This is a genomic window from Winogradskyella sp. PC D3.3 (genome assembly GCF_054366245.1).
In genome coordinates this window covers 2,773,894-2,799,897 of record NZ_CM135962.1, presented here as the reverse complement: position 1 = coordinate 2,799,897, position 26,004 = coordinate 2,773,894, and the positions used below count along the sequence as shown (strand labels likewise).

Sequence of the window (26,004 nt, the reverse complement as noted above, 5' to 3'; positions counted from 1 at the left end):
TTTTAACTAAATTTAAACAGCGGAACTTATGAATAGAAAACGAATTAAATCAATCACTTCTAAAATCCTTTGGGTTGCTCTATTTGCATCCGTAATGACGTGCGAAAAAGATAACATGTTAGAGACCCAAGTCAATGTAGCATCAGAAACCGAACTGCAACATATTGAGCCAGAAATAACCACACAACAATTAAGTTTTAACGATTTCCCTCATAAAACACAAGTTAAATCCTATTTGCATCAAATTAATCAAAACACACCTTCTACAGTTTTAGAGCATGTCTCAAATAGCAATACCGATGACGATTTCAACCCTTTAACAGGTTTAAACATTATACAAAACCAAGCAGAATATACTACTTATGAAGGTGGCCATACCTACACATTTGCCACCAATAGAAATAATGATAACGGCTTAATTGAAAACATCGTTCTAGAGTCTCAATCAGATGGTTCTTATAACGAGTATTTAATGCAATATCAATTAAGCGACTTAGAATACCAAAGTTTGGAAGAGCATCATGCTATTGGCTTTAACTTGTTAGATAGAACCACACTTATTCCGTTAGTGAATGGAAGTTTTAATGCCTTGGTAACAAATTCGGTAAATTGTGAAAAAGAAGCTTACACCTATTCATCTACAATGATAATTGGATTTTGTACGTGTCCAGAACATCAGGCATCACATCAAGATGGTACTTGCATCTGTGAATTTGCACCAAGAGCTAATGTAGATTATTTAGGACTTAAAACAAAATGTAGTGGTGGTGGCGGAACAACTACAGTTATTGGTGATAATCCTGGTGATGACACAGATCCTGGTGATTTTTCCTCTGGTGGAAATGGCAATATTGGAGATCCAAATAATTCTGGTAATACAGGAAACCCAGATGATGATGATTCTGACACAGATGAAGCGGTTGATGAAATTGGTGGAGCAACCAAGCCTTTCGAAATATTAGATGTAGATACAATATTAGCGGATTGTTTAGGTTATAATACACCTAGTTACTATCAAGCGCAGTCATTGAGTCAAGATAATAAAAACGCTGTTGCAAACTATATTAACACTAATGGTTGTAGTGATGAAAATTTAACATTTATTGAAGAAGTACTAGACGTTTTAGATGATGAAGGTGAAGTGGATTTTGAGGAAAATATAATATATGACAATAGTCTTAACGATTATCCTTGTCAAAAATTAATTATACAAGATGCTCAAGGCTCATGTTCCCCTTTAACAATTGTAATTATGAATTTATTTGAATCAAATGACTCGATAAATTTGATTTTCAAAACTTCAAGTACTATAACCGACAATGGAACGACTGATGTTTTTTCGAGTTATGACCAAGATACAGGCACTTGCAATGTTACCATAAAATTTCGCGAATCTTATTTAGAAACTGCTACTGATTTAGCTATAGCTAGAACTTCCATACATGAAATGGTTCATGCTATATTTGTATATATGTATGAACAAGGATTACTAGAGTCTGAAGATGGTACGCCGTTAGAAGGTTATGAAGATTTACTCAATGCCTACATAAACTACCAAAGTGGATTACCTTCAAATTTTGGTTCAGCTCATCATGAATTAATGGCGGAATTTGTTCAAGATATTGCAACTTCATTATCTTTTTATGCTCAAAGCAACAATCATACAAATTCATTCAGTTTTTATGAAAAACTAAGTTGGGGAGGTTTAACTGGAACTGATGCTTATAATATATTATATCCTCAATCAATTGACACAAACAATGATGGAATATTAGATAGTGCAAATTTTGATAGGTATGATATCAATCGCACAATTTTAGCAGAACAAAATAATGAGACATTAACACTTAATATAAACGGAGAAACTTATGAATATTCACCAAAAGGCAATACACCAAACGAAGATGAACCTTGCAATTAGCACTTTCACTATTTGTTTTTTATTAGCTTGTTCCTCAATAAAACAATCAATAAAAAAAGAAAAACAGATAATATTTGATTTAGAAATTGAAAGTCACAAGGATTTTACACAAAATGATAAAGTGATTTTCCATTATTTATCTAATGATTATTTAATAGATAGTTTAAATGATAAAGCGGTAATTTCTAATCACTTTTCAAATGAGGATACCATATACTTTTTAGAACAATTAGAAAATAAAACAAATAAAAAATATAGTATACCTAAAAACTTCTATGTTAAAAATGATGTTGAAATAAGTATCGATGAAATATTAGAAGTTAAGCGTGTGAATATTTCAAATCCAATAATTTCTAAGAATGCTGAAATTGCACTAATTGCATATTCTTATGGCCATAAAAACAGTCTAGAAGGTGGTATAAAAATATATCATAAGATTGATGGCAAATGGAAATATTATGACTCTTTTAATTTGTGGATTGGATAATTAATACTGCCTACAACAACGTATATAAAAAATAGCGCGAGTCTTTGCTAACACAAAGGTTCGGGCATTTTTAGGAAGTCGCCAAATTTTTAAATTTGACAAATTCCCAAAAATAAAATAAATAGTAAAATTTAAAAATTCGGCTTGTGTTTTATCCGAAAATTATCGCTTATTTTCAGCGCTACTTTTCATATACAAGACCGTTACCTACAATTTAAAAAAACAGACGAACACAAATGAAAAAACTACTTCTGACTTTATTTATTACAGTTTCAATAATGAACAATGCGATTTCCCAAAATACAGCTGAATTGGATAAAAAAGCTGGGTTTATGGATATAAAAATTGGAAATCCGATTTCAAGTCTATCCGAAAAAGTAAAAAAAGACGAAAAGGAACAGAATATGTATTTGATACAAAATGTGTCGGAATACGAAATAGAGAATCACAAAATTAATAAAATAATAATCTTAGTTTCCAATGACGGAAAAGAAACTATTGAACATTTCACACTAATGTTTGTGGATAAAATAGACGAATTAGTCAGAATTGCTCGTGACAGAGGTGCGAATATGGAAAAGCGTCAAAAAGCACTTAAAGAAGCTGAAAGATTAACTCAAAAAGGTCCTGAATTTGATTTTTACAGAAAACTTTTTGGAGAAGCTTTTGGAGAACCGACATCAAAAGAAAACGGAATTGAAAAGTGGACTGGAAAAAAAACACGATTGATGTGTACGAATTCTGGTGGAGTTGGTTTATGCAATTTCTCGACAGTTCTTTCCGAAGAACAAATTGACCGAATTAAAACAGAAAAAGGAAAAGAAGCTTCAAGTAAATTCTGACATAAAAACTGTAGGTAACACCGTATATAATTCATAGCTACTGCTTGCCTACTGTCGAAAAACCTCGCGGTTTTTCTGTTTTCGTTATTATTTACTAACTTACTTGCTGAAATAACGCTACAAATCATATACGAGACCGTTGGGCGTCATTTGAAAAAACATAATGGATATAATAATAGACACAAATATTTTAAGACGAGATTTAAAGTTGAAAGACAAAAATTTCGATATACTTCTTGACTATTTAGAAAAAACAAATTCTAACGTTATTCTTCCTCAAATTGTTTTTGAAGAAACAATCGGTTTATACGAGAGACTCATAAAGGAAAGGATTGAAGATTATAAGAAAAACTTAATCAAACTTAACGGAACTTTGGTTAGTACTCGTATTACAGAAACTAATTCAATTGATATCCAGATAGAAAAAGACGCTTACAAAGAATTATTAAAAACGAAATTAAAACTAACAAATGATTCTATTATTCCTTACAAGAATGAATATTTAGAAGAATTAGTTAATCGTGCAATAAATAGAATCAAACCTCTTGATGGAAAAGGACAACAATTTAGAGATGGATTATTATGGCTAACTATATTGGACATAGCTGATTTAACTGATGAAAAACGAATTATATTCATTTCAGATAATCCAACAGATTTTGCAGATAAAGGGGCAAACAAACTTGCTTTAGAACTAAAAAATGAAGCAGAAAACAAAGGGGTTGAAATAAATTATTACCGAACAATTTCTGATTTTGTAAAGGAGCACGCAATCAAATTAAGTTTCGTTACAATGGAATGGATTGAAAAAAACTTAGACTTTACGCAAATAGAGGATATTTTTAACCAAATAATTTCATTAGAAGATGAATATGTAAGAGAATCATCTGAAAGTGAATTAGAACCCAGTGAAACATCTACAGGACATTTAAGTAGCAGTACTCACATTGAATCAAAGGTACTTGACTTTTTTGTCTACGAAATGTCAGACGGAAGAGTTCTATTGAATATTGACTTTGAATTTGAGAAAGAATATGAAATGGAAATAGAAAGAGAGGTTGAAAAAGACCGTTCTGATTATGAATATCAATATCATATTGACCCAGAAACAGGCGAGATGCATAATATGCCTGTTTTCGTACCTAGAGTTGATTTTGAAGTAGAAAATGATTATAAAATAATTTATCCAGTATTTCAAGCCAAATTCGTTATAACAATAAAAGAAGAGAAAGTTGTTGATTATGATTTTAAAGAATGGGATTGGGGATAAAAACGAACGCCCAACACCGTATATAACTTATTGCTGGCTTCTCGCCTACTTACGAAAGTCCTCGCGGACTTTCTTGGTCAGTAATTATTTACTAAATTAGTTGCTTGAAACACGCAACAAATCATATACAACAACGTTGCCCACAATATGAGAAAAGCGATAATATTAATATTTGGAACTATAATTTTACAATTGAATTTCTCTTGTAAAACTCAATATTATGCGACTGAATTAAATGACAATTTTACGACTGAACAAATTTCTGACCTGAATAAAATCTCTGCCTTTTTTAAGAATCAAATGTGCCTAAATATGGACTCTGATTTTAAAAATTGTTATGAGCGAATTCCTCACGAATATTTGGAAGCGACTGGAAGCGGATTTTGGACAAATATTGACTTTGAAAAACAAAAAGAACTTTATGGACAAATATCTAAATCAACATTTAACGAAATTTGGATGTTTTGCAAATCAACAGAATATAAAACTGGAAAAGAAACAAAAAGTTTGTGTGCTAATTCAACTGGAAAATATTATAAATACCTTTCTGATTTAGGAAATCAAAACCCAAGAATTGCCAAATATGCGGAAAGAATTAATGCTTCTGGTGATTTTAACGGGTTAGACATTCAATATTGGAATGTGCTAAATGACAAAAAACATTTTGACTTAAATAACCCAAATATCCAACTGATTTTAGCAATACATTATTTATCGCTAAACGACCAAGAAAAAAGAAATGAAAAATGGATAGCGGAATAAAAATACTGTGGGCAACACCGTATAAAAATAATTGCGGTTTAGTGCTTAATCAAAGGTCGTTGCGTGTTTGTAACGTCTGATTTTCCTTCGGAAAATCCTCGCATACAAACCCGCAACTATTCTTATACATAAACGTTGCCCACAATTAGGGAACAGTTCGCTAAATGAAATGAACAGTTCACTCATTATGACTTTTTACTACTAAAAAAGGAAAGTAGTTTTGAATAAACTACCAAATTATGAACAGAATAATTATTGTCATATTTCTGATTTTGCCAACTATTTTATTAAGTCAAAATGACTGCGAAAAATACGTTGATAAATATATTCCGACTGATTTAAACGATGCAATTTCTTTTTTCGAATGTAAATGGACAGAAGACAGTCTAAACGGATTTAAAAATAAAGAGGAACAAAGTGCTACTTCTGAACTACATTTTGGAACTGGAATGTCGTTAAGGAATAACTGGAAACTTTGGGCTGGAACATCTGATTTATCAAAATTCTTTAGAGATTTAGGAATTAATCATCCTGATGATATGTCAGGAATTCTTTTGACCTCGCTTCATAGAAAACTTAACGGAATTGAAATAGATTTAGATAAGCAAATTAAATATTACAAGGATTATTGGACAGAATCTAAACGCAAAGAAACCGAAAGAAAAAAAGAAGAGTTTAGCGAATTTAAAATTGGCGACATTGTTGAATTTCTATATGACTATGATTTCATATCAAAGCGTCAGGAAAGAAAATATATGAACGATAAGTGTTTCGCAACAGGAAAAGTAATTGAGTTAAATAAAGAAAAATTTGAACTAAAAATTAAGCTTATAAAGAGTTGTGACAGAAAAGGAATTATTGTTCTTGAATATGATGTTTGGGACAAAGTAGATGGAGAACATATAAAGATTGAGGAAGATAAAATTGAGATTATGAAAAAAGGAGAAACTCGATGGACTTCATATAATTTGTGGGAAACAGCGGAATAATAACTGTGGGCAACACCGTGTATAATTAATGGCTGGTTCTCGCCTACTTACGAAAATCCTCGCGGATTTTCTATTCAGTTTTTATTTGCTAAATTAGGTGCCTAAACACGCCACTAATCATACACAAACACGTTGGCATTAATTTAAAAAAATGAACTTTCCTGAAATAGGTTGACTAAAAATTAATCATTTAATTATAGTCACTTATGAAAACACAAAATGAACACTGGCGAAAAAAAAGCTATCAAAAAGTAACCTTAGAAACAAAACTTCTTGTCGTTGACCAAATCTTAAACGGTCAGATATCTACAAACTTTGCCTCTAAAAAGTATGATATTCCTAGAACCACAATTACCTATTGGTTGAGAAAATACAGTACCTTAGTACAACAAAACAATGGTATGAGTAAAGACAAGGAAATTAAAAAACTTAAGGAAAAGATTGAAGAACTAGAGTTTCAAAAAGACTTCCAACAGGATATTATAGCTGATATGGAACTTATTACAGGCGTCGATATGTCAAAAAAGTCGTTGCCCAAAACATTAGCAAAAGAGATAGAACTAAAAAAGAAAAACCGTTTAAAAGAATGTGGTTCTATGGATGTTTTGGGATATCTAAACAAGCCTTCTACAAAAGACTCAAAACACAACAAAAACAACAAATAGATCATCAAAAAATGATTGAAATGGTCAAAGACTACCGTAAAAAAGTAGGCTCGAAAACGGGTGGAATTAAACTACACAAAGAACTAAAGCAAGACTTTGTAAACGCTGATATTAAGATTGGTAGAGACAAGTTCTATCGCTTCCTAAGACTAAATAACCTTTTGATTCCTAAAACTAAAAATTACATCACTACAACAAACTCAAACCATATGTACAAAAAATATAAGAACCTGGTTAAAGACCACGTTCCTACTCGACCAGAACAACTTTGGGTAAGTGATATCACTTACATTAAAACACAATATGGACATAATTACTTAGCCATTGTTACAGATGCCTATTCCAAGCAGATTATGGGCTATAAACTCGATAACCATATGAGAACATCACTTTGCACCGATGCACTCGCTATGGCCATTAAAAACAGAAAATACCCTGATCAAAAGCTTATTCATCATTCTGACAGAGGTTTTCAATACTGTAATCCTAAGTATACAGCTTTTGCTGAAGACAACAATATCATAATGAGTATGACAGAACAATACGACCCATATGAAAACGCTGTGGCAGAACGAATTAATAGAACGTTGAAATACGAATATGGATTAAAACAAACTATTAAAAACACAGAACTAGCTCAAAAAATGACTGAGCAAGCAGTCTACATTTATAACAATTTAAGAACGCATTTTAGCTTGGATTTAAGAAAACCTGCAGAAGTACATTTAAATCCTAATATCAAATACAAGTCATATAGAAAAAATAAAGTAAATTTACCTGAACTAACGATTTAAGAACAGACATAGTTCAAACTATTTTTTTGCCTTCTAAACGGCTGAAAAAAATCTTTTGAACGTCTAAATAGTAACCAAAAAGAGTCAACCTATTTCAGTATAATACAAAAATCGATGATAAAAGAAAATTCTGGAAAAATTTATAGATTTCAACTTGACCATAATTTAGGTTACGGATTTGCTGAAATTTACGATTTTACGGATAATCACGATTTTGACGGAGTAGTTTGTTATGTTTATAATCGGTTAGATAAAGAAATTTGTCCTGAATATAATTTAATAGAAATAACGAAATCAGGTATTTCGTTGGGTCCAATTAGACTTAACAGAATTCCACCGACAAGAGGAAAATATGCGTCTAAATTAATCGGACAAAAAAGTGATTTTTTAATTAATAAAGAACCCGTATCAAAACAACTTCAAAGTATAATAATTAAACACCAAAACTGGAATAATTTTAATGAATGGTATCGCTCTGATTATACAGATATAGATTCGAGATTTACAGAATATAAAAATGTGAGAAGACTAGAAACCAATATTTTAAATCATATCGCAATGGTATCCACTAAATTCACAATGAAATTTCTAATTGATAACAAGGAAAATATTGCTGATTATTACGACTTAACAAACGATGGGAAATTAAATGTTTATCTTCAACTAATTAACACTTATTATCCGCTGGAAATAACAAAGAAATTATTAACCGAATTGAAAAAAAACTAATGCCAACACCGTATATAATTTATTGCTAGTTCTTGCCTGCTTACGAAAACCCTCGCGGATTTTCTATTCGGTTTTTATTTGCTAAATTACGTGCTAAACTACGCAACAAACCATATACAAACACGTTGGGCGTAATTAAGCAAAATCCTGAATTTAAATGAAAAAATTATTGATAATTCTAGGAGCTGGAGCTTCTATCGAATTTGGTATGCCAAGCGTAAATGAAATTGATAAATTATTCGAAAGATGGGCAAGTAATAATTACAGTTTAAAAAACAAAGAAGAGAGTAAAAATTTATATACTTGGCTCAAAGAAAAAATACAAATACACAGAAAGGAAAATGGAAAAACTGGAATAAAGTATGATTTGAATTTTGAAACTTTATTATTTACAATGCAAAACATTTCTTCTATTAGTAATGAAGAAAATATCGACTATAATAAAAGTTTAAAAGCATTTATAAAATTAAATGAATTCCCAGAGATAATTACTCGTTACAGAAAAGAAAAAAGAGCAGATGGAAATGATTTTAAGGATATGCAAGCATCCTTAACTGACCAATTGTTAATTTACATTAGAAGAAAATGTTTAACTCTAAATGAAGATAAAAGAGAGGAGTTAAATAATGCAAAAAAATTCTTCAATGCTTTAAAAGAAGATTATGATTTAGGTTTTATTAATCTAAATTATGATAATGTAATTCTAAATGTTTTACCAGATTTATCTACCGGTTTTAATCTCGAAGACGGGAAATTTGACAAAACAGAGTTTTATAGTCATAAATGGAATTTTTGCTATCATTTGCACGGCTCAATTCACTTCAATATGACAAATGATGGACCTTTAACACATAACATCACTTGGGAAAAAGATTTAAATAAAAACTTTCAAACTAGGTCTACAAACAGAAATGTAAATTATACAAGTGAAGGTAATTATCATTTGAATTCAACAATCATCTCTGGATTAGATAAAGCGAACCAATTATTAAGAGCACCTTTTAGACAATACTATATGAAAATTGATAGCCTTGTCAATGAATCAGATGCAATTTTATTTATTGGCTATGGGTTCAACGATATGCACCTTAATAAAATATTTCCTTCGCATCGTTTTTCACCTAATAAAAAAAGAAATGCAGTTGTTATTGATTATGCAACAGAAGATACTAACTCAATACAAATGCACAGCAATAGAGATTGGTCACATAGACTTTTCGAAACAATACCATATAACTTCTATGATTTCGGAATCAGTAAATACTTACCTAAAGACGAAACTATTTTGTACTATAAAAAGAATAGTACATTCGAGTCTTCAAGAAATGAAAAGTATCCAGTAAGTGTTTGGTATAATGGTTTTTTAGAGGCTTGTGAAAATAGTGAAAAGTTTAAGAAAGAATTAAAATAACTACGCCCAACACCGTATATAATTTATTGCTGGCTTATTGCCTACTTACGAAAGTCCTCGCGGACTTTCTTGGTCGGTAATTATTTACTAAATTAGTTGCTTAAAACACGCAACAAACCATATACAAATACGTTGCCAGTAATTTGAAAAACTCATAAAAAATGCTAATTCACGTCATATTACTAACGATAATAATTACTGTAATTTCAGTTACTTATTATAATGAGTGTAAGAAAAATGAAAAAAAATTCACGTACTTAACTTCAATTAAAAGTCTTGGAAAAGGGACATTAAAAGGACTTATATATGGTGGTTTTTTTTGGGGTTCAGTTTCACTATATCATTTAGTTATTCCAATAAATAAAAATCACGGAATTGAATATAATTCAGAACGCGAAAAACTCGGAATCCCAAAAATTGGAGATAATTGGGAAAGTCCAAAATATTCGTCTGACCAATTCACTACTAGATGGTGGAAAACTGAATCTACGGATGGACACTTTAAAAAAGTAATTGAGTACGGACTTATAAATGCTGAATCTGAAACTGATTATTATAAAAGCGATAATAGAAAAGGAACATTTGCGTGGTCGAAATATGATTTTGGAAATAACACTACCGAATATTTTATTGAGAAACCGAATGACAAAACTGTTTCAGTAACAAAAGCTGGTAATCTGAAAATTGAAAAGCCAACTATAATTGAGAAAATAGAAAAATCAGAATTTGAAAAATATATAGCGGAAGAAAAAACTACTGGCAACACCGTGTATAATTAATTGCTGGGTCACTGCCGACTTACGAACATTCCTGCGGAATATTCTATCTGTGTTTTATTTGCTAAATTACGTGCTTAACCACGCAACTAACCATACACAATCACGTTAGCAAAGATTTTGGTGATAACCTGCAATTTCAAGGCTTTCACTAAATTCTGTACTTATTTGCTTTCAAAAACTACGCTGGAATTTAAAGCTGAACGTTAAAAAATATTATGCTGGAATTTATACTCATACGGAACGTTACGCACGAATTTCGGCTTGCCCAACTTCTGTTCTTTAATTCAAAATTATAGCAATCCTCTACTTTTGGCTGATAAGCGGAATGGCAAAACGTACGGCTGATCTGTACGCTATTTAACTCATCAGAAATTAGTTGCTAAAATCATACGTTTTTGATGTCCTAAACATCCATTAAAACCAGAATTGATTCTCTTTGCGAAAAAAAATCAATAAAATTTCGGAGATATTTATGATATTAAGTCAAAATTGAAAATTACGTCCGAATAACCTAAAATGCGAAAATGCACAAAGGAATAGTTCGAAAAAAAGAAAAAACCTTAGCTAACAATGTATATAATTCATAGCTACTGCTTGCCTACTGTCGAAAAACCTCGCGGTTTTTCTATTTTCGTTATTATTTACTAACTTACTTGCTCAAATAACGCTACAAATCATATACGAGACCGTTACCATACATTTGAGAAAAACCGATGAACGAAACAAACCTAACTACTAAAATTAAAACTGAACCAAATATTGGAAACCGATTTGCAGCTGGATTAGTTGATTACATAATAATTTACATTGTTACTTTCATTTTGATTTACGCAATTGGCGAACCGAATGACGAAGGTGTTTATTCACTAAATGGATTACCAGCTCTAATTCCGATGATTTTTTGGCTGATAATGACTGTTGGACTTGAAATTGGTTTCGGAGCAACACTCGGAAATTCATTAGTCGGACTTAAACCGATTCCGAAAAACGGAACAAACCGAAAACTGACTTTTGGCGAATCATTTAAAAGACATTTACTTGACCCAATTGATATGTTCTTTTTTGGCTTGGTCGGAATTGTAACAATTAAGAATACTGATTTAAATCAAAGAGTTGGAGATTTATGGGCGAAAACTATTGTTATAAAAACAAATAATTCAAAAACTGATAATGGCATTTAAAAACATATTTGAAAATCCAGAATTTGAAAAAAAATTTCAAAGAGTTAGGAAATCTATCGAACAATATCTATCCGAAAAAGAATATGATTTGGGCGAATTGACGATTGATGAATTAATTTGGTGGAGAGATATCAGAAAAACGAGAATAATTGAAACGACTGAAAAATGTCCATCTGACTTAAAGAATATCGTAACTGATATTATTAAGAGAGAGTTTCCCAATACGAATGTATAAAAACGTATGGTAACACCGTGTATAATTAATTGCTTGGTTCTAGCTTACTTGCGAAAATTCCTGCGGAATTTTCACGGGTTCGTGAAAGTTTACTAAATTAGTTGCTTAACCACGCAACTAACCATACACAATCACGTTAGCAAACATTTTGTGCGTGTCAACAATTTCAAGGCTTTCACTAAAGTCTTTACTTATTTGCTCCCAAAAACTACACTGGAATTCAAAACTGAAACTTAAAATATATTACGCTGGAATTTCTTACTCTTTCGGAACTTTACGCACGAAATTTGGCTTGCCCAACTTTTGTTTATTAATTCGAAAATATTGCAATCCTCAACTTTTGGCTGATAAGCGGAATGGTAAAACGTACGGCCGAACTGTTCGCAATTTGAATAATCGGAATTTAGTTGTTTAAATCAATCGTTTCTGATGTCACGAAAATTAAGATGAAAAACAAAACTGATTCTCTTTACGGAAAAGAACGGAATAATATTTTGGAGATTTTTTTTGACATTTAAGTAAAAAAAATGAAACTACGTATGAAAAACAAATCGTGCGGAAATGCACAAAGGAGTAGTACGTAAAAATTAAAAAACGTTAGCTAACAATGTATATAATTCATAGCTGCTTCTCGCCTACTGTCGAAAAACCTCACGGTTTTTCTATTTTCGTTATTATTTACTAACTTACTTGCTGAAATAACGCTACAAATCATATACGAGACCGTTGGCATTCATATGAAACCACATTCCAAAAGAAAATTTGTAGGTAACATTAAAGTTGATTTTAAGTTCGACGAATTAGACGAAGTGAATGAATATGCGAAAAAATCTAACGAAGTTGACTTTGAGGAATATCCAAAAGTTTTTATGCAATTGGAAGATAAAACCATAATTCAAGGTTTTGTTCACCTGATTAACGGAAAACCATATATGATTCCTGAACCAGAGCCATCAATCCTGTATTTTACAAACGCAGAAGACAAACTGAACGAATTACTAAAGATTCAATCAACTCTTCTCGAATCGAATTTGACAACAAATAATTTCAGCGACCTATCTCACGCTTTTTATAATTTCTTTCAATTGTCATCTGATTATATCATTAATTTATTTACATCAATCGAGGCTTTTAACAACAGTTTAATTCCAGACGATTTTTCAATTAAAATTAAAAGTAAAAATTATAATAAGGAAAGAACACAAAGGTCAATGGACTTTTTGAACAAAATTAAAAAGGCTATACCGCAAATAATGAATAAATCGTTTTTGAAAGACAATCCGAAAAAATATGAATTTCTATTAGAGATAAAGCATTTAAGAGATAATGTTGTGCATACCAAGAATATGCAAAGCGGATTTCCAGCTTCATATCGTGAATTGTATAAAAGCTATCTGAATTTTGACTTTAAAAAATCATACGAAGTCACAAAAGACTATTTTAACTTTTACAAAGAGGATTGGATAGAAAACTGTAATTGTGGAAGATAAATACGAAATGCCAACACCGTATATAATTAATGGCTAGTTTTAGCTTGCTTACGAAAATCTTTGCAGATTTTCTATTCCGTTTTTATTTGCTAAATTAGGTGCTGAAACACGCCACTAATCATATACAAACACGTTGTGCGCAAGCTGAAAAAACCATCGTAATCCAATGATATTTAATGGAATTAACAACCAATCTGTTGAATTTAGAATAACGAATTATCAGTTTCCTGAAATAACAAATTGTGAATATGATTCAAATTGGTTGTTGGTTTATTTAAAAGTAAAAAGTGATTGTGGAAATTGGCAAACAGTTGACCCATCACTTTTAGTTGGAGATTTAAAAGACATTAAAGATTGGTTTGAAAAACTCTCGAATAATATAGAAACTGATTCTGATTCACTTGTTTTTATGGAACCAAACTTGGAATTTGAACTGACCAAAAAGAATTTAGAAGAAAAGCATATCAGAATAATATTTGACTTAGAATTTCGACCACAAAGTGCAGATGATGATAAAGATTATTTCGTAGATTGCATTTTTAACAACAACGAATTAAAACTAATTGTAAAGGAATTAGAAAAACAAGTTGAACAATATCCGAGAAGAGCAATCTAATGGAAAAAAAACAATCAGAAATAATAAAGGAAATAGCGCAAGAATTGGATTGCGGATTCGACTGTTATTACAATTCTAAAACTAACGAAATTGTTGCAATTCCGAATTTTTCACAATTTTCGGACGAGGAAGATTTTAAAGAGGCTTTTAGTGACAGTTTAGGAAAAGTGGAAAAAAATAAAACGGATTTTATAAAATTTGAGACTTTAGAAAGTTTTGAGTCGTTTAAAATTATGGAGCTTTTTGTTGAGCAGTTATCTGACCAAAATCTAAAGTCGGAATTGGAAAATGTGTTAGCGAATAAAAAGCCATTTCAGAATTTTAAGCATAAAATCGACCATTCTGAATTTAGACAAAGTTGGTTTGAATTTAAGAAAAGTGAGTTGGAAAAAATAGTAGAAAATCAATTAGACAGCGGAAAAGCCAGCGCACAACACCGTGTATAATTAATTGCTTGGTTCTCGCCTACTTACGAAAATCCTCGCGAATTTTCTATTCGGTTTTTATTTGCTAAATTAGGTGCTTAAACACGCCACTAATCATACACAAAACCGTTGTGTGTAATTTGAGAAATGACAACAGAAGAACTATTAAATAAAGAATTTGAAAAAAGGAAATTTGTTCCTGCTACTAAAAAAGTCTATTCTCAAAAACTGACTGAATTATTTGAATTTTACAGTCAAATTGAACCTTCAAAAATAAATTTTGACCAAATAGATTCATACTTGTATCGAATTAAGAAAAGTCAATCACCATCCAGTATGGAGAATTGTTACTGGTCATTTAAACTATATTTTAATGAAATTCTTGGAAAAAATTATCCATTTCACTCATTAAGATTGCCTTTAAAAGATTCTCACATTCCTAATGTAATTTCTCAAAATCAAATTAAAGAACTGCTTGAAACGTTTGAAAACTTAAAACACAAAACTCTGATAACATTATTGTATGCTACTGGAATGAGAGTTGAAGAGTTATTAGAACTAACACCAAAAGACATTCTATCTGACAAAAAAGAAATTAGAGTAAGAAATACTAAAACTGGAAAAATAAGATACCCTCATCTTTCTGATAAACTATTAAAACTTCTTCGAGAATATTACGTTCAGTATAAACCAAAAAAATATTTATTTGAAGGTCAAAAAAAAGACACTAAATATTCTGTATCAAGTATTAGAAAAATATTAGAAAGAGCGAAAATAAAAGCAGAAATAAAAGAAGAACTTACACTAATAAGTTTAAGATATTGCTACATTAAACATATGGTTGAACAAGGTCAATCTTTACCTGCATTACTCAAAAGTATGCAAGTTCATAATTCGGACACAGTTCAATTTTATTATAATCTTTGTGGGAAAAGCGACAAAATAAATTATTCACCAATTGACAAATTGGGCGTTATAATTGACACTAATAAATTCAATACTGTAGAAATTGAAAAAATCTTTGATTCAATTTCTAATTTGGACGAAAGAGATTATTTAAGAGAAAGCATCGCTTGTTTCAAAGTCGGAGCAATGAGGGCTGGAGTTGTATTTGTTTGGGCTTCAGCGATTAGAAATTTACAAAACAAGTGTGTAGAAATTGGGTACAAACAAATAAACGAAGCTCTAAAAAAAATTAACCAAAGAGAAAAACCAATAAAACAAGTATCAGATTTTGAGAGACTGAAAGATAAAACCACTCTAGATATAGCAAATAAAATCGGACTTATCACAAAACATCAAAAAGGAGAATTAGATAAACATTTAGATTTAAGAAATTATTGCGGACATCCAAGTGAATATTATCCAGAGACACAGAAAATAAAAGCATATTTAGAAGATTTAATTAATATAATTTTTAAAAAATAAAAACTACACACAACACCGTATATAATTTATTGCTGGCTTCTCGCCTACTTACGAAAGTCCTCGCGGACTTTCTTGGTCGGTAATTATTTACTAAATTAGTTGCTTAAACCACGCAACAAACCATATACAAACACGTTACCAAACAGTTGAAAACCGAACAATGAAACGACTTCTGATTTTAATATTAACATTCTCGATTTTATCAAGTTGCGGCAGAAAAAAGTCGGAAAAAACCCAATCTGAATTTAAGTCAAAAACGGAATTAAAAGCAGAAACGAAATCTGAACCAAAAAAAGAATTGGAAAATACCCAATCAAATAAGAAAAAAGATACAATTAATAATTATTGGGCTTTAATTCTTGACACTATTTCCACCAAAAGAGAATTTAATATTTCTGACATAAAACATACTCTTGAATTAAAAACTTATAGTTTAAATGATAGCTCAATCGTTAGGAATTTAGCTCAAGATGAAAAACAAGTATATTTAGACCATTCTCACAAAATGGTAACTGATTTTAAACTTTTGACTGACTCAATTGTTGACAAAAAACAAATCGACCGAACTGATTTTAAAGAATCTCTGATTTCTGAATTTTATGCAGAATGTAATATTTTCTCAACCGAAATTGATAGCATTTTAGGAAACACTATTTATCTGACTTCTGACTTGAATGTTCCTGATACTGGTAATCAATGGAGAGTTTGGTATTCGATTAACATTAAAGATAAAAAAATAGGAAATTTAAATATTAAAGAATCTGATTACGTTGGAGATTAAAAACCGTTTGGTAACACCGTATATAATTTATTGCTGGCTTCTCGCCTACTTACGAAAGTCCTCACGGACTTTCTTGGTTGGTAATTATTTACTAAATTAGTTGCTTGAAACACGCAACAAACCATATACAACAACGTTGTAAAACATTTGACAAAACATTATGGAAATAGACAAAACGGAAGAATTATTGAAAAAATTTGATTATAAATATCAAAAGAAAAATAACGAACTAATAATAAAAATGGATTTTTCTCAAAGAACGATAATTGACTTCTCTGACTCTGAAAAGATTAAAATAAAAGACAAACTTGTCGGATGGAACTTTTTGACAGGAATGATTGAAATGAGTATTAAAAACGCAACTCTTTTCAATTTTATTGGAGCAATGGTTATGACATTTTTATTTGTTTATTTGGATTTGGAATTTGGCGGAACAAATTTGATTTTCTTCTTTTTAGCATTTATAATTTGGATATTACTTTGGACAATATTTTATTTAGTAAAAGCTGAAAATCTTAAACGAATTTTGATTAGTTGGAATGAATAATAGTAATCTGAATAAAAAACGTTTTACAACACCGTATAAAAATAATTGCGGTTTTAGTGCTTAATCAAAGGTCGTTTCGTGTTTGTAACGTCTGATTTTCCTTCGGAAAATCCTCGCATACAAACCCGCAACTATTCTTATACATAAACGTTACCAAACAGTTGAAAACCGAACAATGAAACAACTTCTTTATTTAATATTAATATTTTCGTTTCTATCAAGTTGCGACCGAAAAAAGTCGGAGAAAACTCAATCTGAATTTAAGCCAAAAACGGAGTTAAATGCAGAAACGGAATCTGTACCGAAAAAAGAATTAGAAATTTTACGAACAAAAAAGGAAAAGGATACAATTAATAATTATTGGGCTCTAATCCTTGACACTATTTCAAGCAAAAAAGAATTTAAAATTTCTGACTTAAAACATACTCTTGAATTAAAAACTTATAGTTTAAACGATAGTTCAATAGTTAGGAATTTAGCTCAAAATGGAGAGCAACCATATTTAGACCATTCTCATAAAATGGTAACGGATTTTAAACTTCTGACTAACTCAATTGTTGATAAAAAACAAATTGACCGAACTGACTTTAAAAAATCACTGATTCCTGAATTTTACGCAGAATGTAATCTTTTGACAACCGAAATTGACAGTATTTTAGGAAACAATGTTTATCTGAATTCAAGTTTAGGAGTTCCTGACACAGATAATATTTGGACAGTTTGGTATTCTATAAAAATTAAAAACAGTCGAATTGGAAATTTAGAAATTAATAAAACTGATTACGTTGGAATGTAAAAACCATTTGGTAACACCGTGTAAAATTAATTGCTGGTTTTAGCCAATTTACGAAAGTCCTCGCGGACTTTCTATCTGTGATTTATTTACTAACTTTAGTGCTTAAAACACGCAACTAATCTTACACAACAACGTTAGCCTTAATTATGAAAAAACCGTTCCTATTTATGATTTTTATGCTGACAATATTAAAATTGTCTGCTCAAGATACTTTGGTTTTTTCTCAAGAAAATTCCTCAATGTTTAGTAACAAGTACTTTTTGTATCCTAAATCAAAAACTTTTGAACACAAATTCAAAACTGATGACGGACAACTTTGGTATGGAAAAGGAACTTATGAAATAAAAAGAAAGAAATTGTTTTTAAGTTTCGGAGACTCTGAAAAAGAGATTAAGGATGAAAATAGAATTACGAAAATATACGACCGAACTAATAAAACTGACACGTTGTTGGTTGAGATACTTGATAAAAAACCAAATTCATCATCTGGACATATTAAATTCAAAGAAAAATATTTTTATGGAGACTTTGAAAATGGAATAGTGAAAATATCGAAAAGTATATTTGAAAATATCGAAAACCCAATTGTCGAAACTTTTATTCAAGGCTCTCTTTTAAATATTGAACTAACGAAAATTTCGGAATTAAGTGTTTTAAAAATAACATCATATGACATTTATAGTCATTATCATTTTGAGTCAAATTTTGAACGAGTATTAACTTTTAAGAATAATATATTAAAATCAGATGATGATTATAACACAACGAATAAACGAAAAGTAAAATTTAAACTGGAAAATAACTAAGGCTAACACCGTATATATTTTATTGCTAGTTCCTGCTTGTTTACGAAAATCCTCGCGGATTTTCTATTCCGTTTTTATTTACTAAATTAGGTGCTGAAACACGCAACAAACCATATACAAACACGTTACCCAACATTTGACCAATGAATTTTCCTGAAATAGGTTGACTAAAAATTAAGCAATTAATTACAGTCACTTATGAAAACAAAAAATGAACACTGGCGAAAAAAAAGCTATCAAAAAACTACTTTAGAAACTAAACTTTTAGTCGTTGACCAAATCTTAAATGGTCAGATTTCAAACAACCAAGCTTCTAAAAAATATGATATTCCTAGAACAACTATTTCTTATTGGATAAGAAAATACAGTACCTTAGTACAACAAGATATGGGTATGAGTAAAAACGACGAGATTAAAAAGCTAAAGGAGAAGATTGAAGAACTTGAGTTTCAAAAAGACTTCCAACAGGACATTATCGCTGATATGGAACTTATTACAGGAGTCGATATGTCAAAAAAGTCACTTCCCAAAACATTAGCAAAAGAGATAGAGTTAAAGAAGAAAAACCGTTTAAAAGAAAATGGCTCTATGGATGTTTTGGGGTATCTAAACAAGCCTTCTACAAAAGGTTAAAAACGCAACAGAAAAAAGAAAGAGATCATCAAAAAATGATTAAAATGGTTAAAGACTACCGTAAAACAGTAGGGTCTAAAACTGGTGGAATTAAGCTACATAAAGAACTAAAGAAAGACTTTATAAACGCTAATATTAAAATCGGCAGAGACAAGTTCTATCGCTTCCTTAGGCTAAACAATCTTTTGATTCCAAAAACTAAAAATTATATCACAACTACAAACTCAAACCATATGTACAAAAAATATAAGAACTTGGTTAAAGACCACGTTCCTAGACGACCAGAACAACTTTGGGTAAGCGATATAACTTACATTAAAACACAATATGGTCATAATTATTTGGCCATAGTTACAGATGCTTATTCTAAACAGATTATGGGCTATAAACTCGATAATCATATGAGGACATCACTTTGCACCGATGCACTCGCTATGGCCATTAAAAATAGAAAATATCCCGGTAAAAAGATCATTCATCATTCAGATAGAGGTTTTCAATACTGCAATCCTAAATACACAAAATTTGCGGAAGACAACAATATAGTAATGAGCATGACTGAGCAATACGACCCTTATGAAAATGCTGTAGCAGAACGCATTAACAGAACATTGAAATACGAATATGGATTAAAACAAACTATTAAAAACACAGAACTAGCTCAAAAAATGACTGAGCAAGCAGTCTATATTTATAACAATTTAAGAACGCATTTTAGCCTGGAATTAAGAAAACCTGCAGAAGTACATTTAAATCCTAATATCAAATACAAGTCGTATCGAAAAAATAAAGTAAATTTACTTGAACTTACGATTTAAGAATGAAGAATTTTAACTAAAAAAGAGTCAACCTATATCAGTATAATACACAAACCCTGAAAGACGGTAACTTAATGAAAAGTTCAACCTTACTTGTAATATTTTGTATAGTATTTTTTTTATATTCTATAATTGGAATTAAAAAATGGTATTACAAATATAAGAACGATGCAAACTACACTACTATTAGTGTTTTTTATAGCAAAATCGCAGGAATCATATTATCAATTATTCTTATCTCATTATATTTTTTTGGACTTATACCTTACAACGAATGAATTGGAAAACACCTAAAAAAAATATAATGAATAGAAAAATTTTATTCATAATTTTTATCGTGCTTACAACAATAGTAATAGGTATAATTGAATATGGAATAAGAACTTATGATATGAGATTTTATGCAGGAAAAGACAACGGATTAGCAAAGCAGTTTGAATCAATTTGTATTTTAAGTACAATTTACTTTATAATAATGAGCAAACAAAAAAGATTGCTGAATGGTTTCTTTGGTTTGTTAGTTGGAATTATAACAGGAGTAGTTTGCTATTTTGTGTTGAGTTCTTTAGGAGTTTTTGGACTTCTATTTCATATAATAAGTTGTTTAATATTTATAATCATCTTTCACGGAATTGAAAAATTAAAAAAAACAATACCACATTGATTAAAGAGAATTATTTAAAATAATCAAACTGAATAAAAACGTTGGGTAACACCGTATATAATTAATGGCTAGTTTTAGCTTGCTTACGAAAATTCTTCCGAATTTTCTATTTGGTTTTTATTTGCTAAATTAGTTACTTACACACGCCACTAATCATATACAAACACGTTGTGCGTAAGCTGACAAACCAACAAAAATCAAGCTAAAATTTAATCATTTGGACATTTATAAACGAAAAACTAATCACAAACTGAAAAACGTTACGTAGGAATTTTTTACTCTTGCGGAACGTTACGCTGGAATTTAAATTGAAACGATTTTTTTTAGATTTTAAAGTAAAAATTAATAAATTCACTAAAAGAAAAAAACGCTAGACTTTTGTCTATAATGCAAAAAATCTATGTTAAAGAAAATTTAATGATTAAGACAAACATTTTTACAACTAGAAAACTTGAAAAAACAACTAATGAATTTATTTCTAGTGAGAATAGTATAGAAAATGAATTTCTAGGTAATTGGACCGCTACTCTATTTTATGTGAGCAATAAAAAATGCTGGTTAATCATAAATAAATTAACAAAATATCTTGTGATTATACCAAATGTAAAAAAATCTGATTTGAAAAATATATCCACTATTTTTAAGAAAACGCTGTATTTTCAATTGAATAATGATGGAATTAAAACAGATTACACATTGGTCGATAAAATAATTGGAGAAATTAATTTGTGCGAAACAAATAATGACCGAAGTACAAGTGGCTCTTTGAATAACTGTTTATTTCAAATGGACGATTGGAAAAAAGACTATGGAACTTATGATAATATGCCATTTAGAGATTTAAACAATAAATTGAATAGCTCACCTAATAAAATGTTGAACTGGAAATATCCGAAAGAGAAAATGGACGAAATGATAAAAGCCTACGCACAACACCGTATATAATTAATGGCTAGTTTGAGCTTGCTTACGAAAATCTTTGCAGATTTTCTATTCAGTTTTTATTTGCTAAATTAGGTGCTGAAACACGCCACTAATCATATACATAACCGTTGTGCGTCATTTACAAAACGAAATGGAAAAATTGTTTGAAAAATATATTATAAAAACGAACACAGAAACTTTTTTGATTGAAGAAGATTTTCCGGAAGTTGGTTGGTATTTGTATAAAATAGACCAAAATGGAAAAATTATTAATGACTATTTGCAAAACTCGAAAGATGAAGCAATGAATTATGCGTTTGAAAAATTTAAAATACCTGTTAATGATTGGGTTTTAAAAATAGAAAATTATTAAAACAAAATAAATTTCAATTCCAAAAAATAAACTTGGGAGAATTTTTATCAAATATAAAAAGGGCTTCATTTATGAATAAAATTTATAATTTACATTTAAATGGTATCTTAATTGGAACTTCTGAATTGGAAAAAGGCGATGCACCGATGGGAGTTGTTTTGGGAGAATTAAAGTTTGTAGAATCGAATTTTGGATATGAATTTATTAAAAAGTATTGTGTAGAAAAAAATATTGAACTTGCCTACGACTATCCTGAAGACAAAATGATTTCTACAATGTCTATCTCGGAACTTAAAGTCACGAATCAAAACGGAATTGAAATAATTGGTATTGGAAATCAAATAAGCGGAATGGATAATGAAGAATATGAAATATCAATATTTGGAATTCCTTATCCATTTTATGAAGAGGAATTTCCTCATCACGTTAAAAGTTATGAAAATATGTTTAAATCAGAATAAAAACGAACGCACAACACCGTGTATAATTAATTGCTTTGTCAGTGCTCATCTGGAATATTCCTTCGGAATATTCTCAGGTTCGTAAAAGTTTGCTAAATTAGTTGCTTAACCACGCAACTAATCATACACAAACACGTTAGCAATAATAGTCGCAAACAAACTTCCGTTCCTCTTTAGAAGATTAAAGCCTCTCGTTTTGCCGTTTCCTTTTCTGTGAACTTTGTGCTATTATTCCTTTTTTTAAAATAAAACGCATTAAGATCGTTCTCTATTTGCAATTTTTATTGTTTTAACTAATCCATTGAAGTTTTTCAAACATTCCCTAAAAGTCATGCGTTAGCAAGTTTGCGCTGAAAAATAAAAAAAGGCGTCAGTGCTTTAGTCGAATAAGCAAACACATGCGTGAATTGGACACAGCTTATCTGCAATGGCTTCTTAAATAAAAAACATATAATCGTGTTCAGCATTTCTGCTAACTCTAGGCTACGCATTTAAAGTGTTTGCTTTCGGCAGGAAAAATAACACCTCTACTTTACCAAAGGCTATGCGCGCCTACTCATAGCTAACAATGTATATAATTTATAGCTGCTTCTTGCCTACTGTCGAAAAACCTCGCGGTTTTTCTATTTCGGTTTTTATTTGCTAACTTACTCGCTTATAACACGCAACAAATCATATACGAGACCGTTGTGTGTAATTAAAATCGAACTCAAATTCATATAATGTCTGAAAAAATAAAACCAAATTTAACATTTGAAATTGATACATCTCAAAAGTTGTTTAATAAACTAATGGAAGAATATTCAGATTTTGATAAAAGCCATTTAAACCCAAGGTTTGCAATGAATGCAGCAATTGATTCTTGGCATTTAACAGATTGGACTTATCAAGAATTTTATAAAGACGACATAAGATTTCAAAATAGTGAAAAAACTGATAAAAAAGGAAAAACAAGATTCATTCCAGGAATTCTATTATATCAACAATTTATAATAAAACAATGTCCTGAATTAGAATATATGAGATTAATTACAAACGGAACAAAACATTGCATCTTAAGAGATTCTAATAGAAAAGAAAAGACAGTTTTGAAAAAAGGAGATTTTAGTTCAGACTTTTGTAGAAAAGACTTTGACGTTTCAAGGTTTATTATTCAAATCGACAAAAATGAGGAACTTGATTTTGAAAAAACGTTACTGATAACAATTGCATATTGGAAAGAATTTTTAACAACTAATAATAAAACAAAACAATCTTAATCTTTAAATAAAACTAAAATGAAAAAAAGTCTTTTATTTATAATAATCTGTTTCTTATCAATAACAGTTTATTCTCAAGAAAAATCGAATACTGTAATGATTAAATCAATTGAAACATATGGTTCATTTGCTTCAATGAAAAAAAGCCTTCATATTGTAAATGAAGAAGGAGAAATTAAAACCATCGAATTAGAAAAACATAATACTAAAGGTATTCCAACCAATATGGTTACGATAAAAAAAGAAATAGATAACTATTTAAATCGAGGTTATAAATTAATTAGTTCTAATGGAATTTCATTTGGATGGAACGGAGTTTTTACAATTGAACACACTTATATTTTGGAAAATAAAAAAGATATTGAATAACAATAACTACACACAACACCGTATATAATTTATTGCTGGCTTCTCGCCTACTTACGAAAGTCCTCGCGGACTTTCTTGGTCGGTAATTATTTACTAAATTAGTTGCTTAAAACACGCAACAAACCATATACAAACACGTTGGGCATAATTATGAACGTACGAATTGCAATCATATTAATTTTACTCTTCGGAACACAAATTGTGTTTTCACAAGATGATAATTCCCCTAATAATTGGGACAAAATTGTGATAAGAGATTCTTATGGAGGTTGGTCGCATTTTGACAATAAATTTCAAATTAAAAAAGAGGATTTTCTTCTGACATCGTTTAATAAACCTGATTCCATAATTAAGAAAATTGATTCAAAATTAATCTTTGAATTAATCAATTTAATACATCGTGATTCAGTACGAATAAAACAACCGTTGAACTTTTTTGGAAAAGATTCATTGTGGTTAGAACAGAATGCAGAAAAACTTTGGAAAGAATATACGAAAAAGAGAAAAACCACAGAGGAAATAGATTCTATTGCAATCAATACTATAAAAGACCGCAAAAAAGCAAACAGAGTAGCTTGGTCGATTCAAGGTTCGAATTGGACAGATGACTATCCATTAGTTTATGTTCATTTAATTCATAAAAAAGATACTTTATCTTTACATTCAAATGGACAAAATCCATTTATGTTACCTTGGAACATCAATGGAAAAATAGTTTATGATTCTAAAATATCTGATTTAATTGCTGAAATACTTCCTGATAATGTTTCAAGTAATAAAGAAAGATTAAGTGGTAAAAATTTCAACTATCATTTAATTAATAAAATGTATAAGGCATTTATTGATGACAAAGAAAACTACATAGAAGCAAGAAACAGGTATTCAAAGGTTTTTCAATCATTAAATAAAGAGTTTGAAATAAAGAAAGCACAGATTGTTGATATGGCTTCAATTGAATGGGGAGGAAACTTTGGTCGCAGTTGTCTTGAAATGACATTAAAAGATTCTACTATTTCAAAAAATATTGAATTTTATACAATTTTTGGAACTAATAAGCTTTTGAACTCACCAAAAACAATTCTTAAACAAAAAGACAAACTAATAAATTTATTAAATAAAAATCCAGTCTATAATTACACTTTAAATTGCGAGAATTGTTTGGGAGAAATACATTGGGTTAAATCCAAATCTTTGAGCAAAGAAGCACAAAAGAGTTTTAAAGAAGATTTAGCTGATAACGAAATTGACAAAAATAAATACAATGGAAAATTTAAAGATGCAATTTTCTTTGAGTTAACTGAAAACAGAAATTCTAAAAGAAGTTTTTCTCGATGGATTTTCCTTAAAGATGGAACATTAATATTATGGCAATTACGTGGGAATTATTTAATGAATTTACCGAAAGAAATTATTAAAAATCAAGGTTATATATGCAAAGAAATTGAATCGAAAAAAATAACTATGCCCAACACCGTATATAATTTATTGCTGGCTTCTAGCCTACTTACGAAAGTCCTCGCGGACTTTCTTGGTCGGTAATTATTTACTA

The 26,004-nt window shown here is 29.9% G+C and carries 30 protein-coding genes; all 30 read left to right on the top strand.

The genetic code is table 11. The features are described from left to right. Nucleotides 1-28 precede the first annotated feature (28 nt). Complete coding sequence (locus ACXGSQ_RS12335) at nucleotides 29-1,921, top strand: hypothetical protein (RefSeq protein WP_458626467.1); 1,893 nt, start codon at nucleotides 29-31, stop codon at nucleotides 1,919-1,921. Further along, nucleotides 1,905-2,408 carry a hypothetical protein gene (locus tag ACXGSQ_RS12330; RefSeq protein WP_458626466.1) on the top strand — a complete coding sequence of 168 codons (504 nt, stop codon included), beginning with the start codon at nucleotides 1,905-1,907 and terminating at the stop codon, nucleotides 2,406-2,408. The genes ACXGSQ_RS12335 and ACXGSQ_RS12330 overlap by 17 nt, the downstream gene beginning before the upstream one ends. 236 nt (nucleotides 2,409-2,644) lie before the next feature. Continuing rightward, the gene (locus tag ACXGSQ_RS12325) at nucleotides 2,645-3,250 is read left to right on the top strand and encodes a hypothetical protein (RefSeq protein ID WP_458626465.1); all 606 of its coding nucleotides are present in this window, start codon (nucleotides 2,645-2,647) and stop codon (nucleotides 3,248-3,250) included. A gap of 163 nt (nucleotides 3,251-3,413) precedes the next feature. Next, nucleotides 3,414-4,520 carry a PIN domain-containing protein gene (locus ACXGSQ_RS12320; protein ID WP_458626464.1) on the top strand — a complete coding sequence of 369 codons (1,107 nt, stop codon included), beginning with the start codon at nucleotides 3,414-3,416 and terminating at the stop codon, nucleotides 4,518-4,520. Nucleotides 4,521-4,667: 147 nt separating this feature from the next. After that, nucleotides 4,668-5,282, top strand: a complete 615-nt coding sequence (locus ACXGSQ_RS12315; protein WP_458626463.1) for a hypothetical protein — start codon at nucleotides 4,668-4,670, stop codon at nucleotides 5,280-5,282. A gap of 239 nt (nucleotides 5,283-5,521) precedes the next feature. After that, a complete protein-coding gene (locus ACXGSQ_RS12310; protein ID WP_458626462.1) occupies nucleotides 5,522-6,271 on the top strand; it encodes a DUF6794 domain-containing protein in 750 nt (249 codons plus the stop codon). 206 nt (nucleotides 6,272-6,477) lie between these two features. Continuing rightward, nucleotides 6,478-6,936 carry a helix-turn-helix domain-containing protein gene (locus ACXGSQ_RS12305; RefSeq protein WP_458626396.1) on the top strand — a complete coding sequence of 153 codons (459 nt, stop codon included), beginning with the start codon at nucleotides 6,478-6,480 and terminating at the stop codon, nucleotides 6,934-6,936. Continuing rightward, on the top strand, nucleotides 6,858-7,730 hold the full coding sequence (locus tag ACXGSQ_RS12300) for an IS3 family transposase (RefSeq protein WP_458626395.1): 873 nt from the start codon (nucleotides 6,858-6,860) through the stop codon (nucleotides 7,728-7,730). The genes ACXGSQ_RS12305 and ACXGSQ_RS12300 overlap by 79 nt, the downstream gene beginning before the upstream one ends. Before the next feature lie 114 nt (nucleotides 7,731-7,844). Continuing rightward, entirely contained in the window at nucleotides 7,845-8,459 is a 615-nt protein-coding gene (locus ACXGSQ_RS12295) for a hypothetical protein (protein ID WP_458626461.1), read from the top strand. 157 nt (nucleotides 8,460-8,616) lie between these two features. Continuing rightward, nucleotides 8,617-9,870: an SIR2 family protein gene (locus ACXGSQ_RS12290; protein ID WP_458626460.1), complete on the top strand. Its 1,254-nt coding sequence runs from the start codon at nucleotides 8,617-8,619 to the stop codon at nucleotides 9,868-9,870. 161 nt (nucleotides 9,871-10,031) lie between these two features. After that, a complete protein-coding gene (locus ACXGSQ_RS12285; RefSeq protein WP_458626459.1) occupies nucleotides 10,032-10,649 on the top strand; it encodes a hypothetical protein in 618 nt (205 codons plus the stop codon). A gap of 713 nt (nucleotides 10,650-11,362) precedes the next feature. Next, nucleotides 11,363-11,830, top strand: a complete 468-nt coding sequence (locus ACXGSQ_RS12280; protein WP_458626458.1) for an RDD family protein — start codon at nucleotides 11,363-11,365, stop codon at nucleotides 11,828-11,830. Continuing rightward, on the top strand, nucleotides 11,820-12,065 hold the full coding sequence (locus tag ACXGSQ_RS12275) for a hypothetical protein (RefSeq protein WP_458626457.1): 246 nt from the start codon (nucleotides 11,820-11,822) through the stop codon (nucleotides 12,063-12,065). The genes ACXGSQ_RS12280 and ACXGSQ_RS12275 overlap by 11 nt, the downstream gene beginning before the upstream one ends. 737 nt (nucleotides 12,066-12,802) lie before the next feature. Next, the gene (locus ACXGSQ_RS12270) at nucleotides 12,803-13,555 is read left to right on the top strand and encodes a hypothetical protein (RefSeq protein ID WP_452231523.1); all 753 of its coding nucleotides are present in this window, start codon (nucleotides 12,803-12,805) and stop codon (nucleotides 13,553-13,555) included. Nucleotides 13,556-13,721: 166 nt separating this feature from the next. Next, on the top strand, nucleotides 13,722-14,171 hold the full coding sequence (locus tag ACXGSQ_RS12265; RefSeq protein ID WP_458626456.1) for a WapI family immunity protein: 450 nt from the start codon (nucleotides 13,722-13,724) through the stop codon (nucleotides 14,169-14,171). Continuing rightward, entirely contained in the window at nucleotides 14,171-14,617 is a 447-nt protein-coding gene (locus ACXGSQ_RS12260) for a UPF0158 family protein (RefSeq protein ID WP_458626455.1), read from the top strand. Before ACXGSQ_RS12265 ends, ACXGSQ_RS12260 begins: the two co-directional genes overlap by 1 nt. Nucleotides 14,618-14,743: 126 nt before the next feature. Further along, nucleotides 14,744-16,024, top strand: a complete 1,281-nt coding sequence (locus ACXGSQ_RS12255; RefSeq protein WP_458626454.1) for a tyrosine-type recombinase/integrase — start codon at nucleotides 14,744-14,746, stop codon at nucleotides 16,022-16,024. Nucleotides 16,025-16,184: 160 nt separating this feature from the next. Further along, nucleotides 16,185-16,805 carry a hypothetical protein gene (locus tag ACXGSQ_RS12250; RefSeq protein WP_458626453.1) on the top strand — a complete coding sequence of 207 codons (621 nt, stop codon included), beginning with the start codon at nucleotides 16,185-16,187 and terminating at the stop codon, nucleotides 16,803-16,805. Nucleotides 16,806-16,965: 160 nt separating this feature from the next. Then, entirely contained in the window at nucleotides 16,966-17,352 is a 387-nt protein-coding gene (locus ACXGSQ_RS12245) for a hypothetical protein (RefSeq protein ID WP_458626452.1), read from the top strand. 175 nt (nucleotides 17,353-17,527) lie between these two features. Then, nucleotides 17,528-18,148 carry a hypothetical protein gene (locus ACXGSQ_RS12240; RefSeq protein WP_458626451.1) on the top strand — a complete coding sequence of 207 codons (621 nt, stop codon included), beginning with the start codon at nucleotides 17,528-17,530 and terminating at the stop codon, nucleotides 18,146-18,148. Nucleotides 18,149-18,294: 146 nt separating this feature from the next. Next, nucleotides 18,295-18,954 carry a hypothetical protein gene (locus tag ACXGSQ_RS12235; RefSeq protein ID WP_458626450.1) on the top strand — a complete coding sequence of 220 codons (660 nt, stop codon included), beginning with the start codon at nucleotides 18,295-18,297 and terminating at the stop codon, nucleotides 18,952-18,954. Nucleotides 18,955-19,152: 198 nt separating this feature from the next. Continuing rightward, nucleotides 19,153-19,587 (top strand): transposase, encoded by a 435-nt coding sequence (locus ACXGSQ_RS12230; protein ID WP_458626449.1) that lies wholly within the window; start codon nucleotides 19,153-19,155, stop codon nucleotides 19,585-19,587. Next, nucleotides 19,488-20,405, top strand: coding sequence for an IS3 family transposase (locus ACXGSQ_RS12225; protein ID WP_458629357.1), 918 nt, complete (start codon nucleotides 19,488-19,490; stop codon nucleotides 20,403-20,405). Before ACXGSQ_RS12230 ends, ACXGSQ_RS12225 begins: the two co-directional genes overlap by 100 nt. A 274-nt stretch (nucleotides 20,406-20,679) precedes the next feature. Continuing rightward, a complete protein-coding gene (locus ACXGSQ_RS12220; RefSeq protein ID WP_452231468.1) occupies nucleotides 20,680-21,069 on the top strand; it encodes a hypothetical protein in 390 nt (129 codons plus the stop codon). A 417-nt stretch (nucleotides 21,070-21,486) separates the two neighbouring features. Next, complete coding sequence (locus ACXGSQ_RS12215) at nucleotides 21,487-22,014, top strand: DUF6933 domain-containing protein (protein WP_458626448.1); 528 nt, start codon at nucleotides 21,487-21,489, stop codon at nucleotides 22,012-22,014. Between the two features lie 130 nt (nucleotides 22,015-22,144). Next, nucleotides 22,145-22,366 (top strand): hypothetical protein, encoded by a 222-nt coding sequence (locus tag ACXGSQ_RS12210; RefSeq protein ID WP_458626447.1) that lies wholly within the window; start codon nucleotides 22,145-22,147, stop codon nucleotides 22,364-22,366. Between the two features lie 71 nt (nucleotides 22,367-22,437). Continuing rightward, nucleotides 22,438-22,827 (top strand): hypothetical protein, encoded by a 390-nt coding sequence (locus ACXGSQ_RS12205; RefSeq protein ID WP_458626446.1) that lies wholly within the window; start codon nucleotides 22,438-22,440, stop codon nucleotides 22,825-22,827. Nucleotides 22,828-23,549: 722 nt separating this feature from the next. Beyond that, on the top strand, nucleotides 23,550-24,086 hold the full coding sequence (locus tag ACXGSQ_RS12200; RefSeq protein WP_458626445.1) for a hypothetical protein: 537 nt from the start codon (nucleotides 23,550-23,552) through the stop codon (nucleotides 24,084-24,086). Nucleotides 24,087-24,182: 96 nt separating this feature from the next. Beyond that, complete coding sequence (locus tag ACXGSQ_RS12195; RefSeq protein WP_458626444.1) at nucleotides 24,183-24,455, top strand: hypothetical protein; 273 nt, start codon at nucleotides 24,183-24,185, stop codon at nucleotides 24,453-24,455. 150 nt (nucleotides 24,456-24,605) lie between these two features. Further along, nucleotides 24,606-25,994 (top strand): hypothetical protein, encoded by a 1,389-nt coding sequence (locus ACXGSQ_RS12190; RefSeq protein ID WP_458626443.1) that lies wholly within the window; start codon nucleotides 24,606-24,608, stop codon nucleotides 25,992-25,994. Nucleotides 25,995-26,004: the final 10 nt, after the last annotated feature.

What these genes read in the sequence shown, in the direction of transcription:
- ACXGSQ_RS12335 (WP_458626467.1), top strand. Translation starts at nt 29, where the DNA reads ATGAATAGAAAACGAATTAAATCAATCACTTCTAAAATCCTTTGGGTT.
- ACXGSQ_RS12330 (WP_458626466.1), top strand. Translation starts at nt 1,905, where the DNA reads ATGAACCTTGCAATTAGCACTTTCACTATTTGTTTTTTATTAGCTTGT.
- ACXGSQ_RS12325 (WP_458626465.1), top strand. Translation starts at nt 2,645, where the DNA reads ATGAAAAAACTACTTCTGACTTTATTTATTACAGTTTCAATAATGAAC.
- ACXGSQ_RS12320 (WP_458626464.1), top strand. Translation starts at nt 3,414, where the DNA reads ATGGATATAATAATAGACACAAATATTTTAAGACGAGATTTAAAGTTG.
- ACXGSQ_RS12315 (WP_458626463.1), top strand. Translation starts at nt 4,668, where the DNA reads ATGAGAAAAGCGATAATATTAATATTTGGAACTATAATTTTACAATTG.
- ACXGSQ_RS12310 (WP_458626462.1), top strand. Translation starts at nt 5,522, where the DNA reads ATGAACAGAATAATTATTGTCATATTTCTGATTTTGCCAACTATTTTA.
- ACXGSQ_RS12305 (WP_458626396.1), top strand. Translation starts at nt 6,478, where the DNA reads ATGAAAACACAAAATGAACACTGGCGAAAAAAAAGCTATCAAAAAGTA.
- ACXGSQ_RS12300 (WP_458626395.1), top strand. Translation starts at nt 6,858, where the DNA reads ATGTGGTTCTATGGATGTTTTGGGATATCTAAACAAGCCTTCTACAAA.
- ACXGSQ_RS12295 (WP_458626461.1), top strand. Translation starts at nt 7,845, where the DNA reads ATGATAAAAGAAAATTCTGGAAAAATTTATAGATTTCAACTTGACCAT.
- ACXGSQ_RS12290 (WP_458626460.1), top strand. Translation starts at nt 8,617, where the DNA reads ATGAAAAAATTATTGATAATTCTAGGAGCTGGAGCTTCTATCGAATTT.
- ACXGSQ_RS12285 (WP_458626459.1), top strand. Translation starts at nt 10,032, where the DNA reads ATGCTAATTCACGTCATATTACTAACGATAATAATTACTGTAATTTCA.
- ACXGSQ_RS12280 (WP_458626458.1), top strand. Translation starts at nt 11,363, where the DNA reads ATGAACGAAACAAACCTAACTACTAAAATTAAAACTGAACCAAATATT.
- ACXGSQ_RS12275 (WP_458626457.1), top strand. Translation starts at nt 11,820, where the DNA reads ATGGCATTTAAAAACATATTTGAAAATCCAGAATTTGAAAAAAAATTT.
- ACXGSQ_RS12270 (WP_452231523.1), top strand. Translation starts at nt 12,803, where the DNA reads ATGAAACCACATTCCAAAAGAAAATTTGTAGGTAACATTAAAGTTGAT.
- ACXGSQ_RS12265 (WP_458626456.1), top strand. Translation starts at nt 13,722, where the DNA reads ATGATATTTAATGGAATTAACAACCAATCTGTTGAATTTAGAATAACG.
- ACXGSQ_RS12260 (WP_458626455.1), top strand. Translation starts at nt 14,171, where the DNA reads ATGGAAAAAAAACAATCAGAAATAATAAAGGAAATAGCGCAAGAATTG.
- ACXGSQ_RS12255 (WP_458626454.1), top strand. Translation starts at nt 14,744, where the DNA reads ATGACAACAGAAGAACTATTAAATAAAGAATTTGAAAAAAGGAAATTT.
- ACXGSQ_RS12250 (WP_458626453.1), top strand. Translation starts at nt 16,185, where the DNA reads ATGAAACGACTTCTGATTTTAATATTAACATTCTCGATTTTATCAAGT.
- ACXGSQ_RS12245 (WP_458626452.1), top strand. Translation starts at nt 16,966, where the DNA reads ATGGAAATAGACAAAACGGAAGAATTATTGAAAAAATTTGATTATAAA.
- ACXGSQ_RS12240 (WP_458626451.1), top strand. Translation starts at nt 17,528, where the DNA reads ATGAAACAACTTCTTTATTTAATATTAATATTTTCGTTTCTATCAAGT.
- ACXGSQ_RS12235 (WP_458626450.1), top strand. Translation starts at nt 18,295, where the DNA reads ATGAAAAAACCGTTCCTATTTATGATTTTTATGCTGACAATATTAAAA.
- ACXGSQ_RS12230 (WP_458626449.1), top strand. Translation starts at nt 19,153, where the DNA reads ATGAAAACAAAAAATGAACACTGGCGAAAAAAAAGCTATCAAAAAACT.
- ACXGSQ_RS12220 (WP_452231468.1), top strand. Translation starts at nt 20,680, where the DNA reads ATGAATTGGAAAACACCTAAAAAAAATATAATGAATAGAAAAATTTTA.
- ACXGSQ_RS12215 (WP_458626448.1), top strand. Translation starts at nt 21,487, where the DNA reads ATGATTAAGACAAACATTTTTACAACTAGAAAACTTGAAAAAACAACT.
- ACXGSQ_RS12210 (WP_458626447.1), top strand. Translation starts at nt 22,145, where the DNA reads ATGGAAAAATTGTTTGAAAAATATATTATAAAAACGAACACAGAAACT.
- ACXGSQ_RS12205 (WP_458626446.1), top strand. Translation starts at nt 22,438, where the DNA reads ATGAATAAAATTTATAATTTACATTTAAATGGTATCTTAATTGGAACT.
- ACXGSQ_RS12200 (WP_458626445.1), top strand. Translation starts at nt 23,550, where the DNA reads ATGTCTGAAAAAATAAAACCAAATTTAACATTTGAAATTGATACATCT.
- ACXGSQ_RS12195 (WP_458626444.1), top strand. Translation starts at nt 24,183, where the DNA reads ATGATTAAATCAATTGAAACATATGGTTCATTTGCTTCAATGAAAAAA.
- ACXGSQ_RS12190 (WP_458626443.1), top strand. Translation starts at nt 24,606, where the DNA reads ATGAACGTACGAATTGCAATCATATTAATTTTACTCTTCGGAACACAA.